Below are 16,243 nucleotides of genomic sequence, written 5' to 3'. Positions count from 1 at the left end.
CTGAATCACAACATTTGTCAGAATTATCCAGATAAAAACAATAATGAAGTTTTCCACGTATCTAATCAGTTTCTTACTTTTCTTTATCTCTATCTGTTTCTCTACCGGTGTCGCTCAGGCTAAATCTGCTGCGCCTGAGCAATGCACGAATTGCCATCAACAACAGGTTTCCGCCTGGCAGCAATCGGATCATGCCAAGGCCATGGCTGAAGCGAGTGATAAAACGGTATTAGGAAATTTTAATGGCGTAAGCGTTGAGCACTTCACCCAAACAGCTAAATTTTATCGTCAACAAAACAAGTTTTTAATGTCGTTAAAACATGGAGATAAGTCGGTAGAATATGAAGCAAAATTTGTCTTTGGGCATTATCCGTTGCAGCAATATCTAATCGAGGCTGAAGGTGGTCGTTTGCAGGTATTCCCATTTGCCTGGGATAGCCGCAGCAGTGAAGAGGGTGGTCAACGTTGGTATCCGATATACGCAGATGAAGATATAAAACCGGCGGATCGTTTGCATTGGCAGCAGCCAATGCAGAACTGGAATGGCATGTGCGCCGACTGCCACTCCGACGGCTTAAAGCGCAACTACGATGCAGCTAAAAACACTTTCTCTAGCCATTACGACAACATTAATGTTGGCTGTCAGTCTTGTCATGGCAACATGGAAGATCATCAATCACAGGGGGCAGATCCTTATTCTGCTCTTGTGGAAGCACCATCAGCTACCCGCTCAAACCAGGATATTGGCCAATGGTTGAGAATGGCTGGCGAAGATGTTGCCAGCTGGAAAGGTGAAAAACGCGACAATACCTTTATGGATTCTTGTTTTGCCTGTCACTCATTGCGCTCACCTCTGACCGATGGCATTGAACCGGGTACCGCATTTTTAGATCAGTTTTCACCGAGTATGCTGGCGCATCCGTTGTATTACAGTGATGGGCAAATTAAAGAAGAGGTGTATGTTTACGGCTCTTTCCTACAGAGCAAAATGTTCAACGCCGGGGTAAATTGCCTTGATTGTCACGACAAACATACGATGAAGATCAAGGTGGAAGGCAATGGCCTGTGCTTACAATGTCATAGCGCCGAAAAATACCAGCAAACCAAGCATACGGGACATCCGTTGGAGCAAGAAGGCGGCCAATGTGTTGACTGTCATATGCCAGAAACCACCTACATGGGCGTTGATGACAGGCGCGATCACAGTTTTAAAATCCCACGTCCTGATTTAAGTACTCGCATTGCCAGCCCTAATGCTTGTACCAAATGCCATGAAGACAAGTCCAATAGCTGGGCGAGTAGTGAGCTTCGTAAACTCCATGGTAAGCCAAGAACACTGAGCGTGGACGAGCAAAATTACCTGAATTTACAACACGGCAACCCGATAACCTTGCAACAACACCTTAGTGTTATCAATAGCGATGCTCTGAACGAAATACATCGCGCCAGTGCGCTGCGCTTACTTGCAAATAGCACCGAATCGATAAATGAATCCATGGCCAAAACCTGGATTCAATCCGAAGAACCACTAATTCGCCTTGCAATGGCGCATGTCGGCTTTTTGTTGCCAGCAGAGCAGCAGCAAGGTTTATATATGAGCCTTCTTGATGACGAGTATAAAGCGGTGAGAGTGGCTGCTGCCCAGCAGTTGATGAATCTTGGCGTACAGTTTTCGCCATCTTTAGCCAATGGCATTAAAGAGCTATTTGAGAGCAATGAGCTTAACCGTTGGCGAGGCGAGGGTGGTTTGAATCAGAGTATGTTGCATGTGGCGTTAGGAGAATATAACAAAGCCCAACAGGCGCTAGAACAGGCCATTATAGCTGACCCATATTTTGATCCTGCCTATGTCAATCTGGCGGATTTATACCGCGGATTAAATCAACTGGATAAAGAGCTTGAAACCTATCAGGCAGGTCTCAAGGCGGTGCCAAAATCTGCAATGCTGCACTATGGCTATGGCATGCACCTGGTTCGCGCTGGTGATAAGAAAACCGCGCTGCAATCTTTTGCCAAAGCGGCACAATTAGATATCGAAAACGTCCAGTATGTTTATGTATATCTTTTGAGCCTGGATAGTGTTGGCAATACCCGCGAGGCCCTGAATCGATTAAAACAGATCCTGCCAAGATATAACGACAATCCACAACTGGTCCGGTTGGGCTTAAACTTTTCACAAAAGCTTCAGGATATTAACTCCTATCAGTTCTTTATGTCGAAGCAGGGGCGTTACTAGGGGGAGTTGAGTTTTCAAGTTGGGAGTAAAACGCTGTCTCAACTTTTAAGCTAGCTGGATTTACCCATGAATTCACAATAGAAAATCACGCTTTTTTTTGAGGCGGCGGAATAATAAGGAAATAAAAATGACCAGGCTATTAGTTCTTTGCTTCGCATTTATTTCGGTAAATGTAATTGCCATCGATGTACCTGAAACAATTAATATCAAAGGATCTTTTCAGTTTGATATGCTCGATTCGTCAGGAAATCTGATGCTTGGTAACTATATCGAATCGGCTTCGGATATAACCTCAGCATCGGTTTGTCATTTATCCGTTTCTGCCTACGATGATTATTATTTTACTTACCCAGTTGATATAACACTGCAGAAAGACGGTGATATTTTGATCCCTTCTATTGCGCTGAAGGCCCTATACATTGATGAGAATAGTAATTACCGCATCAAGGACGTTAAAAATGTAAATTACAAGGTTGCTGATCTAGAGGTTAATGAATCAAATTGGGAAAAGTTAATCATCAAGAAAAACACTATTTTGTTTGATAAAACGGTTGAGCAAGGTTTGCTTGCTTATCACCATTTGACCTTAGGGCAACCTCTGCGCGTGGAATTAATCAAAGAAGAAAAGCCTTACTCTGTAACAATTGACGTCGCACCCTTATCTCAGAAAACGGCTAGATTAGCTCGAAAATGTTTAGAGCTTGTCGATTTGTAGAGAATAGAGCGAGATTTGGTTGATGGCTCAGAAGAGCGAGTTTGAGTCATTGAACCTTCCGCTATCTCCATAATGTCCACCGTCATCCCGCACTTGATGCGGGATCTCCTATCGCATGCTGTGATCCTATTTATTTCAACTTTTTAGCTTAAGAACTGAGTAAACAAGTCTCAGTAAAACGAAGGGAGGTCCCGTGTCGGAGCACGGGAAGACGGAGTAAATAAATGGAATAGCGTATGACTCTAGCTGGCACAATCGGCTGATTCAAGGTTGGCCAAGATTCCCTGTAGCATCAGGGAATGACTCAAGGTTGTTGCTTTTAATTCGGAGCGATGTTTTGTGTCGCATTTTCGGAACAGCGTGTGCTCTAAGCTGATGACATCAGCGTGCCAGGAGTGACATTTTATGTCGCGTGCTAGGAACAATCTTTGATTGTGTTCTAGCAGTGACGTTTATGTCACATGCTCGAAACTATCTCTGATTGTGTGCTTTATGTCACGTGCTAGGAGTATCGCTCGCGATACGTGCTCAGGGAGTTTCTACTCCTTGCTTAATCCTTTCCAGAAAGCAGGTTATCGAGCTTCTTCAGCTTATCTTTTAATTCATCTTCCGAGCCTTTAAGCTCTTTTTCCAGCCACTTTTCGCCTTTCTCAAGATTTTTTTCAATAGACTCTTTGGAAGCATCAATACCGCCTTCAAAATCGACTTGTGATAAATCAATTTGCTCTTCAAATGCCTGTTGCGCGGATTCGACTTTTTCCTCGAACTTAGCTTTTGACTCTTCAATCTTCTTTGCAACCCTTTCTTCAGCTTCCTGAATCGACTGCTCTAACTGGGCTTTTCTATCTTCGATGTCTTGTTCAAAGCTGGAAGAGTAGTCTGCTTGTTCGGTGGTTTGGGTATCAGCTTTTTGTGGTTCGCTGCAGGCGAAAAGGAAAAGGCTTAATGAAAGGGGAAACAAAAGTCTCATAAAGTGGCTCTCGTGTTAGATTAGGTATTGTTATGAGCGCCTACCTTAAAACATATTCGTAAAAAGAAAAAGAGCTGTTTAGTACCAGCCCTGTATCAAAATGTTAAATCAACTAATCCCAGTGCGGCTTATAGATTTTTTACATGTAGAAACTTACGTCGGTTTAATCGTTTTAGCCGTGTTAAAGCCATACTCTCATATGTTCGATAATCCACGCCAAGCAAGCTTGGCCTATAGACTTTTATGCAAAACGTAATTCCTAGTTAAGTTGATTTTTTGAACTGTTTATCTGCCAAATTAAGCGCAAAATATGGTTGGCATATCCGCATTTAAATTTTTAACTCCACTAGTTTTTGTTCGTAATAGCCTTTTAAAAGGTGCTAAATCTTGCAACGTATATGGAAAATATGTTCACTTAGAGCATTAGGAAGGGTTTATATATAACAACAAGTAATTAAGTGTGATTAGAGTTTGTAAACCGATAATCGACATTCTCTGTAAAATTATTACAATGAGCCCTTAACTGAGTAATTCACAGATAAATTTTTGACTTCAGTCGTCAAATAAGGGAAGCCCATGGTAGCCACTAATAAGAAATATTCAGCGCCAGCTCTGGAAAAAGGGTTGGATATCTTGGAACTACTATCTAAAGATTTAACGCCAATTACTGTCTCAGGGATAGCGGAAAAACTCAGTCGTTCGAATGCAGAGATATACCGAATGATATTGGTATTAGAACAGCGTGGTTATATCGAAAAAGATGGTGAAAGTGAAGGGTATCGTATAACACGAAAAATATTGCAGCTGGCGACAGAACAAGAGCCCATCAAGGATATTCTAGAGTTTGCATCCCCCATAATTCGTCAGCTTGCGGATAAAACCAGCATGTCTTGTCACATATCTGTCCAATCACACGAGCAAATTGTTGTCCTTAATCGCGCAGAACCAGCTGCTAACATGAGTTATTCGGTTCGAGTCGGTTTTCGCTGCCCATTAATTTGCTCTGCAGAAGGGCAATTGTTCTTCGCCTATCAAAGTGACTCGCAAAAAGAGGAAATGTTGGCGCAGCTATCCAACTTGCACGAAAAGGAAGACGTCAGTAAATTTTTAAGAGAGTGTAAAAAGGCGAGCAAACAGGGATATGTGAAGGTGCAAAGCTCATTTATGAAGGGCGTCACAGATATTTCTTTCCCTATTCTAGACGGGAATTTCATCGTCGCATCGATAACTATACCTTTCGTTCAGCGCTTACCAGAAAGTCTTTCCATTGATAGGGTTACAGAAGAATTACGGAAGGCTGCTGATGATATCTCTAAAGCGATCAGTTTTGGTTTCGTTCGACAGTTTTAGGCATCAAACATTAGTCATTGAGGTAAATCTTTTTCAGTTCTTGATAGTCAGTTGATTGCAGGAGTAATGCATGTCAAAGCACAACCTGAGCAACGTATAAGTGTTAAACAAAAGCCCGTTGATATGATGTTGCCTATTTAGTGCCCCTGGTTGTCGATAGTGCCGGCAATCCGGTTCGTCATCAAGAATATCAGTTGAGTTATGCCTTCGAAGGTGATATCAAGTTACTGGGTGTGGACAATGGTGCGTCGGATAATGTTCAACGACATCAAAGTGATACGTTGCAAACCAGCCAGGGTAGAGCACTGGCAATCGTACAAAGTAACCTCAATGCTGGCGACGTGAAAGTGATGGTCAGTGGCGATGGTCTAACGCCTATTGAACAAACAATAACAATTCAATAAATGGAATCTTATAATGAAAGCTGTTGTCGTTTTCTTACTATGCTTGACCGCCTTTACGGGACTTAGTGGCTGTCAGTCGAATCAAACTGATGTATCGAAAGGAAGTACAGACGGTGCCAAAAAGAGAATAAGAAAGAAATTGGTGCGACAACGGCAGCGCCAGCGCGCATCCTGGTATTCACTAAAACCCAGGGTTTTAGACACCAGTCTATAGGCGACGGCCAACAAGCGTTATTAAAACTTGGTGAAAAAAATAACTGGCAAGTTGCTTTTTCCGAAGACTCCAGGGCGTTTTCTCCTGAAAACCTTGGTCGTTACGCCGTGGTGGTATTTCTAAATACCACCGGTGACGTCCTCAATGAAGAGCAGCAATCTGCGTTTCAATCGTATATTGAAACCGGCGGCGGTTTTGTTGGCGTTCACTCTGCCAGTGATACCGAACATGGTTGGCTCTGGTATAGCCAATTAGTAGGCGCTTATTTTAAAAACCATCCAAAAGTGCAGTCGGCAACTCTAATTGTTGAAAAGGATGATACGGCTGCAACCAGTCATCTGGGAGATACCTGGGTGCATTCGGACGAGTGGTATAACTTTAATCGTAATCCAAGAGATAATGTTGAAGTCTTATTATCACTGGATGAGTCCAGCTATGATCCCGGGAATGGTGCCATGGGCGATCATCCAATTGCCTGGCAACGAGAGATGGGACAAGGCCGGACGTTTTATACTGGCTTAGGCCACACTATAGCAACGTATACAAATCCACTATTTCTTGAGCACCTAACCGGCGGGATCCGCTGGGCAGCGGGCATGGAAGATTAACGTTATAAATCTAGGGCAAAATCAATTATACGAAGTCTAAATTTAGTATAACTAATTGGGTAAGTTGGATTTCTTGATGGCTCTTCCCCTTTTGGGTATTCCTAAATCTCGCGATTGAAAGTCGGCAGAGATGAGCTGTGCTAATTATGTATTCTAATATTAAGCGGTATGAGTTTTATAACAACCTCTCCCGTTAACTTGCTGTAATTAATGAATTTTTAAATAGACCTCTTTGGGGTAAGTACGATGAAAGCTTTAAACCTCACACTATTGGTATTTTTCATATTTTTTTGTCGAGTACCGACAGCGTTCGCTGACGATGCAGACTTGCAGACAGCGCTATCTGAATTAAAAAATTATCAGGTAAACAACGAGAAAATGGTGAGCTCTGGTTTACCAAACGAAGCTCAGTTTGAAGTGTTAAAGGCTCTAGGGGTCACCAAAGTGATTGATTTGATCCCAGGGGATCGCACTGAAGAACAAGCATTTATGGCCAAGCTGGAACTCATCTACCACAATATTCCGGTCATTTGGGAAAACCCAAGGTTGGCAGATTTCGAGCAATATGTTGCTGTGATGCAGGAGCAAAAGGGGAGTGAGGGAATCACTCTGACCCATTGCAAACTGAACTGGCGCGGGGCGGTGTTTACATACCTTTATCGTGTCACTCAATTGGGTGAACCGGATGAAACCGCTAAGCGGGATTTATTGGCTATCTGGAAACCCGATGAAACCTGGCAGAGATTTATTGATGATGTGAAGCAGCAATATTCGGTAAATTAAATTTATTCTTTAAGTTGGCCGAATTCCAGTTCCGGGTGCAGTAAAATCGTCTGGAACAGGGTGACTTCTTGCTCTTCTTCCACTTCCAGAACCAGAATGTGTTTACCGGACTCTAACTCGTGTGTCAGACGTTGTCTGTTTAAGGTCAGGGAGTCTTTTCCGTCACTTGCACTCAATACCGTGGTCAAGGCGACAAAAACGATAATAATGGCGATTAGGGGTATCCAGCCGGCATCGGTATTAGTGAGACCAAGAACATAGCCAAGATATAACAAGAAGGCGGCAATGATATACCAAAAAATGGTATGGATTTCAGAGCGATATAAGTTTACGAACCAATAAAACCCGGTAGGGAAATAATCCTTTAACTGCTTTAGGCCCGGTTGGTCACTTAAAATTCGAAACTGTGGCGGCAAAAATCCTTTCTGCTCTAATTCTAATGAGAACAAATGTAAATGAGATAGGTTGTCGCTGATGCAAAAGTGTCTTTTCATTATTCTATTCCGACTAGCTTCAGGCGACAGACAAGCAGCCGATTTGTTGGATTTATTAATGGGTTCGGATGAAAGCCTAAAGCGTTAACATCTAGTCTAGTGCTGAATTTTCCGAAGTGCATAAAAAAAGGGGCGAAAAACGCCCCTTATATTCAAACTTAAGCATCCTGCTGCTTATGAGTTCTGTTTAAGCCATTAATGACGACTTGGTGAACTAGTGTCCTTTCATCCAATACTTCTGTTATTTTTGGTTTAAACCCGCTCAATGGATTACTTGTTCTTGTTAGGAGTCGAAACAATCAACGATTGATTCATCCATCCTTTAGCGAGCATTATTTTTAAGCTTGCGCTTAAAAAAGAATGATTGCTTCCCTGCCGGCTCGTCCTGAACCTCTCTGTCATCCTGACGATTTAATTATTGACCTGAGCCGTTCAGAAAAATAGCGATTATTTTCACTTTTTCCGCCGTCATTAAATTGTAATAAAACGACGATGTCGGGAAATACACTGAATTTAAAGGGCTGTGAGGAATTGCATGTAATCAGGAGGTGAGTAATTGCAGTGGATATCTTACTTGTTTGTGAGATATGTCTTACAAACTGATGGGATCATGGCTTAAAGGCCGGGATAGTGTGGATATTGCCATTAAGAATGAGATTCTCAGCCAATAAAGGTTAATAGGGAATAATTAGCGTCACTGTATTTGACGTGCTGAAAATTTGGATAGAGAAAATCGACATAGACAGGCATGTCTTGTTTAAACAACGCCGTAAAATGATGCTAGTGCTGCGGTATCTCGATGACTACTTAGGTTGCAATAGATATAACCCGTTAAGCCACCAATATTTAATTCCCACTCAGGACCGTAAACTTGCTTCTGAAACAAACTCAATCCCATTTTTCAGGCTTGCCAGTCTGGCCAGTGATAAAACATCAATGTCGGCGTCATCGAGGATTTTTCTACCCGGCTGAAATGACTTTTCGAGCAGAAAAGCGCAACCTGCTAACCGCGCATTGGCTTGTTTCAATATATCTATCACACCATTTACGGCATTACCAAAAGCAAGAACATCATCGACAAACAGTACTTTTTCGTCTGGGTGAATATGGCTGGCAAAGCAGCTAAGCTCGTACTCCGCTGCTTTAGTGAAGCTGTAGACTTTACTGATTAGCATATCGTCTGGGTCGAGGATGCTCCGCTGTTTTTTCATGACCACTAAAGGAACATGCAAGATGACGGACACCAGCATCGAAATAGCAATCCCACCACTTTCAATAGTGACAATTCGATCGATGTGTTTATCACTATAATATTTTGCTATTTTCTGTGCGCATTTCGCCATTAGGTTGCTATCAATTTGCCTGGTAATAAAACTACTGACATCAATAGCCGAATTGTTGACTACGATGCCATCTTTTAAGATACGTTCTTGAAAAATTTTCACGTCTGCTCCTTAGTTGTCGGATTACGCACAAATGCTGACGTAAGATAAAAACATAGGGTGAGAATTCTCATTACAAACCAATATTGGGTAATGTTGATAACTGGACTAATGACGGGGAAAGGATTCGTCGTGAAAAGAGCAAGAAGAATACCGAAGCGCAATCTTCAGGCTTTTTTGCCCATCAAGGTTGTCCCCCATCCGCAGTGCCAGAATAACCTTTAAATCGTCATACTTTTAACCTGTTTTCCGCCGAAAGTTGACTCATCCTCTCAGAGATTCGATGAAGATGATAGCATACTCGAGTGAGCCATCGGATCGCCTCCAGATACTCTGTCCCCTGCACAATGTTGAGTTGGCCCGAGCCTATATTTTCGGCCGTTTCCTCCCTTAACGTTAGCTGTAATTTCGCAACATGGGTTGACAGGCTTAATGTTTCTTCAGTGACGACTTTCCAGGTCACAGACTTTTTATTGTTAATGCAATCTCGCAGCTTATCGATACAGGTTATTAAATTAAGTCGTACAGCGGCAAGACCTCGCCAATTACTGGCAGTAACCGCGCGTTTGGCGTCCTCTTCACAGCGTTCATGAAGTCTTTGCTGGTGATCAATGATATGTATGGAATTTATTAACTGAGTCCATAGTTGTGTATTGGCCGGCGTAAGGTGGATTTCATCGATAAAACGGTGACATTCATCCAAACTGTTTTGCAATTGACTTAGAGAAATATTCGCAGGGCTCTGTTTTAATTGACTTTCCAGAACATCAAGCAACGCGGTTTGGTGGGACTTAAGTGATTTTTCAACAGCAATTAATGATACATCCGGACTGGCAAGTAACGCCCTGTCCAAAAAGCGATTGTGTGCATGCGGCTCACTCGGTATGAGTTTTTTCATGAACATGGCAAATTTTTGCGTAAATGGCAGAATAATGATCACCCCCAATAGATTAAATCCAGAGTGAAAAGCCACTAATGCCAGTTCCGGCTCATCGATTAACAATGCTGGAAACCAAAGGCTAGTGATATCGATAAAGGGCGTAATTAAAAAAAATGCCATTGTTGCCGTCAATAGGTTGTAAATCACATGGGAAAAGCCAGTTCTTTTCGCATTGACTGACCCGCCAATCGTCGCTAATGCGGCGGTTGCCGTTGTACCTATGTCCATCCCTATCGCCAACGCAGCAGCTTGCTCAAACACAATTAAATCTGCATTAAGAGCGGTTAACGTCGCAGCGATGCCTGCACTAGACGATTGGGTGACTATCGTAAAAAGGATGCCAAATGCGATAAGTTGCAGGCGACTGGACCAACTGTCACCGGGAAATTGATCAAATGTTAGTACGTCCTGCATCTGCGCCATGCCTTCTTGCATGTGGCCGATACCTAAAAATACCAGAGCAAAGCCGGCAATGACTAATCCTAACTGGGCCAGCTTTTTGTGAGACATGAGATTAAGAAGGGCGCCGGCAAAGAGCAATGGATAAACTAACGAACCGATTTTAAATTTAAATCCAAATAATGCGACTAACCAGCCGGTAATCGTGGTTCCAAGGTTGGCACCGATAATTATTCCTAAGCTACTGGTGAAGCTAATGATTTCTGCGGAGACAAAACTGACCGCGGCTATGGTTGTGGCAGAAGAAGACTGTAATAGTGCCGTACAAAAAGCACCAAAAGTCACGGCACTTAACGGCGAGCTTGTTAAGTCGGATAAAATTCTTTTAATCTGGTGACCAGCAATAGCCTTAAGAGCACGGGTCATAATCGCCATGCCGAGTAAAAAAAGCCCTAAGCCTCCAAGCGTGGTAAGTATCTCCATAAACTTAAAGATAACTCATTGTTTATTTGCGGTTTAGCAGTTAATAAAGGTTAGTTCAAATTAACGGCTTGTTGGATCAATGCTTAGCGATTTATTTTGAGTATTAAAGAGGGGGCTTAAATACCAGGGCGTTTTAATTTATTGACTTTAAATTGCCACATACTCGATATATCAAGCGTAATGGTTTGGAAAGCGGCTATGCAAAAAATATTAGCTGTTTTAATCGAACAACGGCGATAAAACCCCGTGTTCTTGAGTTGTGGGTAGTTCCTTGAGCTGCGCTGAATCGCAGTTTATCAAGGGCGATTAGGCTGAGTGGGATCGTGTAACTGGCTGTTGTTGCATCTTGGGGATTTGACGTTTTAGGTTAAAGACAGCTCTAAGCCTGTTATTCTCAGCTATGTTCATAAATTGCGAGAACCGCAAGGGAAATCTTACGGTTCTGAAGTTGAGAACGTTAGCTAATGCGTTTGAATTGTAAATCCCACACACCGTGGCCTAGCTTTTGTCCGCGGTTTTCAAACTTGGTCAATGGACGATTGTCAGGGCGAGGCACGTAGTCATTGGTCGTAGACAGGTTTTCAAAATGTTCAGCTTGGCGCATATCATCTAACATACACTCTGCATAGTTTTCCCAGTCGGTCGCCATATGAAACACACCATCCATTTTCAGTATTTGACGAATGCTTTCAATAAATTCCGGCTTTACGATACGACGTTTATGGTGACGGGCTTTGTGCCAGGGGTCAGGGAAAAACAATTGTACCGTATTGATAGATTGCTTTGGAATACAATCAGCAAGGATTTCGATAGCATCGTGCTCGTACACTTTTAAATTATTCACACCTTCGGCTTCGGCAAGCGCCAGGCAAGCACCAACGCCAGGGCGGTGTACTTCGATACCGATAAAGTTACGCTCGGGCGCGGCTTTGGCCATTTCAACCAAAGATTTACCCATACCAAAACCGATTTCCAGGGTGATCGGGTTGGTGTTACCAAACTCTTTTGCCATGTCCAGCATGCCATTGCTGTGGTCTAGTCCCATGGTGTCCCACAAAGTATCAAGTGCTTTTGCCTGACCCTTGGTTAAACGGCCTTCGCGTTTTACAAAGCTGCGAACTTTGCGGATGTACTTGCCTTCCGCTTCGGCCTGTTCTTTGGTTTTGTGGGTTCTGTCGTTACTCATCAAATGCACTCAGTTGATTGGTTGAATGATATTAGGCTTCACCTGAAAGATATGTTCGGAATGCTTCTCGAAGCCGTAATTCAGGCGCCGCGTATTATCTTCGTTTTACCTTAAAAACTCAAGTTTAGCAGGGCTAAGGTGTTGCTTCAGGCTTGGCGATAACCACGGATGTGGGTACAATGTCGCAAAAACAAATTCTTCATATATATGTCGTTTAGTTCACTCGTCTTGTCCTGGTTCGCCGAACAGGGCCGCAAACATTTCCCCTGGCAGCAAAATAAAACGCCTTACCGGGTGTGGATTTCTGAAATCATGCTGCAGCAAACCCAGGTCACCACCGTTATTCCTTACTACCAACGATTTATGGAATCCTTTCCGACGGTTGTTGATTTAGCCAATGCTGATGAGGACACGGTACTTCACCATTGGACTGGCCTGGGTTATTACGCCAGAGCCAGAAATCTACATAAAACCGCGAAAATTATTCGTGATGAATACAATGGTGAGTTCCCAGAAGATATTGAATCGGTTATCGCGTTGCCTGGTATTGGGCGCTCAACCGCAGGTGCGGTTTTGTCATTGTCGTTAAATCAATCGCACCCGATATTGGATGGCAATGTTAAACGAGTGCTAGCGCGATATTTTGCCGAACCTGGCTATCCCGGCCAAAGTAAGTTTGAAAAGGCGCTTTGGGCTTATAGTGAAGAGTTGACCCCTAAAGACGGAGCGGCGGATTACAACCAGGCAATGATGGATATTGGCGCCACGGTTTGTACCCGGGGAAAACCCACCTGTGAGTTATGCCCGGTTGCTTTAAATTGTAAAGCGCAACGAAGCGGTACTACGGACCAATACCCAGGTAAAAAGCCGAAAAAGGAAAAACCGGTTAAGCGCACTTTTATGTTGATGTTTACCGATGGTGAGCAGGTATTAATGTATAAGCGTCCGCAATCGGGTATTTGGGGCGGTTTGTGGAGCTTTTACGAAGCCGAAAGTGAAGAGCAAATCGAATCCGTTGCCACTGAGCTGGGGTTTGCTTTGCACGGCACTGAAATGCTTGATGGGTTTCGCCACACCTTTAGTCACTTTCATCTGGATATTGTCCCGGTTAAATTGCAAATCGAAGCGCAACCGACAATTATTAATGATCACCAGCCGCAGCTTTGGTACCATCTGCAACACGGTGCCGATATAGGGCTGGCCGCATCCAGTAAAACCTTATTAGCCAAATTAACAACCAGTAAAGAGAGTAAATAATGGGTCGTACGGTATTTTGCCAACACTTACAAAAAGAAGATGACGGTTTGGATTTTCAGTTTTATCCGGGAGAAGTGGGTAAACGTATCTTTGATAATATCGGTAAGACCGCCTGGGCACTTTGGCAGAAAAAACAAACCATGTTGATCAATGAGCACAAGCTTTCGATGATGAATGCCGAAGATCGTAAGTTTCTCGAAGAGACTATGGTGGCATTCCTGTTTGAAGGTAAAGAGCCGAAAATTGAAGGTTTTACCCCACAAAAGTAAATTCATTGTGAATTTCTGTTTATTAATAGCGCAGCTTGCTCTTTAATTAGCCGAACAGAAAAATTAGTGAAAAAAGGGGTTGACGGGGCGCACGAAAAAACGTTTAATAGCGCCCGTCCTCAAGGACAACAGGGGATTGCCCTTTAAATATTTGCCCAGATAGCTCAGTTGGGTGAGACAAGCGCTTTATATGAATCACTGATTCATGCGCCGTCGAACGAAACGGATTTATTCGTTTCCGGAATGAGCAGGGGATTGCCCTTTAAACATATTTGCCCAGATAGCTCAGTCGGTAGAGCAGGGGATTGAAAATCCCCGTGTCGGTGGTTCGATTCCGCCTCTGGGCACCATTTTACTATGTATGATGCCAGAGCCTCATCGAACAAGTTAGATTAATGAAATACTTCCATGTATTTCACCTAAAGGCAGCGAAGCTGTTTCTAATTTGTTCCGGACAAATTAGTCCGCCTCTGGGCACCATTTTAATATGTATGATGCCAGAGCCTCATCGAACAAGTTAGATTAATGAAATACTTCCATGTATTTCACCTAAAGGCAGCGAAGCTGTTTCTAATTTGTTCCGGACAAATTAGTCCGCCTCTGGGCACCATTTTAAAAAAGTGATTGTTTTCTAAAGTTAGTTAACAGTGGCTTGGTGCCAAGATAAAAGTTAACCTTTTATCGCACACAGTTTTGTGTGCCGACTTAGCTCAGTTGGTAGAGCAACTGACTTGTAATCAGTAGGTCGCCAGTTCGACTCCGGCAGTCGGCACCATTCATAAGAAAAGCCCAGCGCATGCTGGGCTTTTTTGCTTTCCGACTGCCGGAGTATCTCCGGCACGACTCCACGGATGGAGGAGGTAGAGTGAAGCATGACGCCCGAACCGAGTCGGCACCATTTATAAAGAAAGCCCAGCATACGCTGGGCTTTTTTGTCTTTGAAGCTTTTGGCTAGCAACCCTAGATTTTGAGTGCTCGAAACAACCTCGATGATGGAGTATCAGCGCAGTCTTAAGAAATGCTATACGGCGGCAGTTCCACTTTTTCTAATCGGTTACCGCGCATTTGCAAGGTACCCGTATAGCTGGAGGTGGTATCACCAGAAAACTCGAACTCAAACAAACTAACCAGGTGCAGTCCTTGTCGTTTATTTAGTGCCCAGCTCGATGAAGTCCGGGCAATGGATATAAATTGCAGGCCTTGTTGCGAACAATGTCTTTTAGCATATTGTCTGGCGGTTTCTGCGACTTTTCGTAGGAAAAACAAATACCAGATAATCAAAAATCCAATTAAACCAACGTAAATTTCAGTCATTAATTCTATCCCTGTTTTGGTGTTTGTCCCTGCATGGTGGTAAATAGCTCGCCAATTGCCTTTTCGAGAGCCGGAGTTCTGTCTTTTGCACGAATGACTTGCAGCAATACCGGGCGAATCATTGGTAAGGCGACCAAATCCTGAAATAGGGCGAAAAACGTTTGCTGATCAATAAACTCGACCACGGCCTCAAGGAATTTCTGCATACGAGAATAATCGGCCAACGCCATCCATCCTCGACCTGAAATTGCGACAAATATTTCTAATTTCTGACAACGGTTGTCACTAATTAATGTATCTGCCAATTCCAGAAATAATGGGTTTAACGCATTACCACTCATAGCTCTGACAATAGCGCTAAGATAATTGCTATCCGGCGAATCTTTTTCTAACTCAGATTTTGCCATTTGCGCTAATACCTCATTTAGGACCACCGGCAATTGCTGGTTTTCCAACGCTACACTCAGCGGCGTAAATACCTGCTCAGGCAGATGAGGAAGGGCATTGGCCAGAATGTCGGCATTGGCACCTTTATTAGTACCTTCGTTAATTCTTGCGGCAAAATCACACAAGCCCTGGACGCCAATTCCTTGCCAATTATCCCAGCCAAGCTCACCTGTGAAATACAAATGACAATGCTCGAAATATTGCGAAGCCGGCTGTTTGAATTCGAATTTAAGAGTCGAATTTAATGCCGCTAACTTATATTGAGATGGGGTGAAATTGTATGGGTTGGCTTTTAACAATTCTTCCTGTTTTTCCGTGGGATCGACAGTCAGGTCGTTACCAAGTGCTTCGATAATGATCGCAATAAAATGATTTCGCGCTGCCTGATTCAACAGCCCACGCTCGTCTAACGGTAATTTGATAAACCAGATATAAGGCGTTTCCGGACGTTTTTGCCAGAACACTACCGCCAAATGCGCGTGCCCTTGCAGCGGCGAAGGGTAAGGCATCATCGCCTGTTCAATGCGTTCAAAATTGGTTTTAGAAATCTTTTCGACTTTACGACCAAGATCAAAAACGCGGTAGCTGCTATTTGATAATTGCAGTAATTCGGACAGGGTATCAATTTGCGACATAAAAGAGGGTGTTACTTACCAATGAATTGGCAGCGATTATAGCAATTCCGATTGTTCAGTACACCTGTAAATCGGTGTTGCAGGCAGGTATAATTGC

14 protein-coding genes, 2 tRNA genes and 1 pseudogene are annotated in these 16,243 nt (G+C 43.3%); 10 read left to right on the top strand and 7 right to left on the bottom strand.

Annotation, left to right across the window (positions count from 1 at the left end; genetic code table 11):
* The first annotated feature begins 43 nt into the window (after positions 1-43).
* Together FNC98_RS10255 and FNC98_RS10250 are read left to right on the top strand one after the other, a co-directional pair.
* Complete coding sequence (locus FNC98_RS10255) at positions 44-2,236, top strand: multiheme c-type cytochrome (protein WP_143581145.1); 2,193 nt, start codon at positions 44-46, stop codon at positions 2,234-2,236.
* Between the two features lie 127 nt (positions 2,237-2,363).
* A complete protein-coding gene (locus FNC98_RS10250; protein ID WP_143581144.1) occupies positions 2,364-2,951 on the top strand; it encodes a hypothetical protein in 588 nt (195 codons plus the stop codon).
* A gap of 550 nt (positions 2,952-3,501) precedes the next feature.
* Here the strand turns inward: FNC98_RS10250 and FNC98_RS10245 are convergent.
* Positions 3,502-3,921, bottom strand: a complete 420-nt coding sequence (locus tag FNC98_RS10245) for a hypothetical protein (protein WP_143581143.1) — start codon at positions 3,919-3,921, stop codon at positions 3,502-3,504.
* A 576-nt stretch (positions 3,922-4,497) separates the two neighbouring features.
* Here FNC98_RS10245 and FNC98_RS10240 point away from each other — a divergent pair.
* The 4 genes and pseudogenes from FNC98_RS10240 to FNC98_RS10225 all read left to right on the top strand — a co-directional run bounded on the left by FNC98_RS10240 (position 4,498) and on the right by FNC98_RS10225 (position 7,280).
* Positions 4,498-5,271, top strand: a complete 774-nt coding sequence (locus FNC98_RS10240) for an IclR family transcriptional regulator (protein ID WP_143581142.1) — start codon at positions 4,498-4,500, stop codon at positions 5,269-5,271.
* Between the two features lie 137 nt (positions 5,272-5,408).
* Positions 5,409-5,675, top strand: a pseudogene (locus tag FNC98_RS10235) (glycoside hydrolase family 2); the annotation flags it as partial.
* A gap of 93 nt (positions 5,676-5,768) precedes the next feature.
* Positions 5,769-6,497, top strand: coding sequence for a ThuA domain-containing protein (locus tag FNC98_RS10230; protein ID WP_143581139.1), 729 nt, complete (start codon positions 5,769-5,771; stop codon positions 6,495-6,497).
* A gap of 246 nt (positions 6,498-6,743) precedes the next feature.
* Complete coding sequence (locus FNC98_RS10225; protein ID WP_143581138.1) at positions 6,744-7,280, top strand: protein tyrosine phosphatase family protein; 537 nt, start codon at positions 6,744-6,746, stop codon at positions 7,278-7,280.
* 2 nt (positions 7,281-7,282) lie between these two features.
* Here the strand turns inward: FNC98_RS10225 and FNC98_RS10220 are convergent, their stop codons facing one another.
* The 4 genes from FNC98_RS10220 to trmB all read right to left on the bottom strand — a co-directional run bounded on the left by FNC98_RS10220 (position 7,283) and on the right by trmB (position 12,224).
* Positions 7,283-7,774 carry a hypothetical protein gene (locus FNC98_RS10220; RefSeq protein ID WP_143581136.1) on the bottom strand — a complete coding sequence of 164 codons (492 nt, stop codon included), beginning with the start codon at positions 7,772-7,774 and terminating at the stop codon, positions 7,283-7,285.
* An 857-nt stretch (positions 7,775-8,631) separates the two neighbouring features.
* Positions 8,632-9,219: a xanthine phosphoribosyltransferase gene (locus tag FNC98_RS10215; RefSeq protein ID WP_143581135.1), complete on the bottom strand. Its 588-nt coding sequence runs from the start codon at positions 9,217-9,219 to the stop codon at positions 8,632-8,634.
* A 226-nt stretch (positions 9,220-9,445) separates the two neighbouring features.
* The gene (locus FNC98_RS10210; protein ID WP_143581134.1) at positions 9,446-11,038 is read right to left on the bottom strand and encodes a Na/Pi cotransporter family protein; all 1,593 of its coding nucleotides are present in this window, start codon (positions 11,036-11,038) and stop codon (positions 9,446-9,448) included.
* Positions 11,039-11,495: 457 nt separating this feature from the next.
* Positions 11,496-12,224 carry a tRNA (guanosine(46)-N7)-methyltransferase TrmB gene (gene trmB, locus FNC98_RS10205; protein ID WP_143581132.1) on the bottom strand — a complete coding sequence of 243 codons (729 nt, stop codon included), beginning with the start codon at positions 12,222-12,224 and terminating at the stop codon, positions 11,496-11,498.
* A 207-nt stretch (positions 12,225-12,431) separates the two neighbouring features.
* Between trmB and mutY the strand changes: the two genes are divergently transcribed.
* The 4 genes from mutY to FNC98_RS10185 all read left to right on the top strand — a co-directional run bounded on the left by mutY (position 12,432) and on the right by FNC98_RS10185 (position 14,525).
* Positions 12,432-13,481, top strand: coding sequence for an A/G-specific adenine glycosylase (mutY, locus tag FNC98_RS10200; protein WP_260680340.1), 1,050 nt, complete (start codon positions 12,432-12,434; stop codon positions 13,479-13,481).
* Positions 13,481-13,750, top strand: a complete 270-nt coding sequence (locus FNC98_RS10195; protein ID WP_143581130.1) for an oxidative damage protection protein — start codon at positions 13,481-13,483, stop codon at positions 13,748-13,750. The genes mutY and FNC98_RS10195 overlap by 1 nt, the downstream gene beginning before the upstream one ends.
* A gap of 274 nt (positions 13,751-14,024) precedes the next feature.
* Positions 14,025-14,100 (top strand) — tRNA-Phe (locus FNC98_RS10190).
* A 349-nt stretch (positions 14,101-14,449) separates the two neighbouring features.
* Positions 14,450-14,525 (top strand) — tRNA-Thr (locus FNC98_RS10185).
* Positions 14,526-14,761: 236 nt separating this feature from the next.
* Here the strand turns inward: FNC98_RS10185 and FNC98_RS10180 are convergent.
* Positions 14,762-15,064, bottom strand: a complete 303-nt coding sequence (locus tag FNC98_RS10180) for a DUF3301 domain-containing protein (RefSeq protein WP_143581129.1) — start codon at positions 15,062-15,064, stop codon at positions 14,762-14,764.
* Positions 15,065-15,069: 5 nt separating this feature from the next.
* Positions 15,070-16,146, bottom strand: coding sequence for a DUF3549 family protein (locus FNC98_RS10175; RefSeq protein ID WP_143581127.1), 1,077 nt, complete (start codon positions 16,144-16,146; stop codon positions 15,070-15,072).
* Positions 16,147-16,243: the final 97 nt, after the last annotated feature.

The organism is Thalassotalea sp. PS06 (assembly GCF_007197775.1).
In the GTDB taxonomy this organism is placed as follows: Bacteria; Pseudomonadota; Gammaproteobacteria; order Enterobacterales; family Alteromonadaceae; genus Thalassotalea_A.
The sequence above is the reverse complement of the archived record's forward strand: the minus strand, read 5'-3'. Positions and strand labels throughout refer to the sequence as shown.